The following is a 750-nucleotide window of genomic DNA, read 5'->3' on the forward strand; positions in this document are numbered from 1 at the left end:
ACCGGATATTTGTGGGCACTGGCCCGCGATGACCGGCCATGGGGCGGCGAGGATCCGCCCGGCGTTGTCTACTTTTATGCCCCAGGTCGAGCGGGCGAGAATGCCGAAACCTTCCTGAGCGGTTTTGACGGCATTCTGCAGGTCGATGGCTATCAAGGGTACAATCGGTTGACCAAACCCTCTCGCAAGGGCGGCGTGCCCATTCGGATGGCCCATTGCTGGGCGCATGCAAGGCGCAAGCTAAAGGAGGTCTTCGACCGGGACGGCTCCGAGATTGCCGCCGAAGGCTTACGCCGCATTGCCGAATTCTATGCAGTCGAAGCCGATATCCGCGGCATCCCACCGGGCCAACGCCTGTCCGCTCGCCAGATCCGAACCGCGCCCCTGGTGGTGACCTTCGGTGAATGGCTTCAGGCACAGCGTTGCAAGGTATCCGCCAAATCCCGTCTGGGAGAAAAGCTCGCCTATATCCATAACCAATGGGACGGCCTGCAAACATTCCTGACGGATGGTCGCGTAGAGATCGACTCCAACAGGGTCGAAAATCTCATCCGGCCCATCGCTCTCAATCGCAAGAACGCGCTCTTTGCAGGTCACGACGAAGGCGGCATCACCTGGGGGCGCATCGCTTCACTGATCGAAACCTGTAAAATCAACGGTATCGAACCCTTTGCCTATCTCAAGGCAACTCTCACCGCTATCGCACTTGGACATCCCCAAAGCCGCATCGACGACCTACTTCCATGGAAC

1 protein-coding gene is annotated in these 750 nt (G+C 58.8%); it reads left to right on the forward strand.

The window, feature by feature from the left end; all coding sequences use genetic code 11:
• The coding region (gene tnpC / locus HWX93_RS22690; protein ID WP_176038815.1) for an IS66 family transposase at positions 1 to 750 on the forward strand (750 nt) is incomplete at both ends.

The organism is Brucella tritici (assembly GCF_902825325.1).
GTDB lineage: Bacteria > Pseudomonadota > Alphaproteobacteria > Rhizobiales > Rhizobiaceae > Brucella.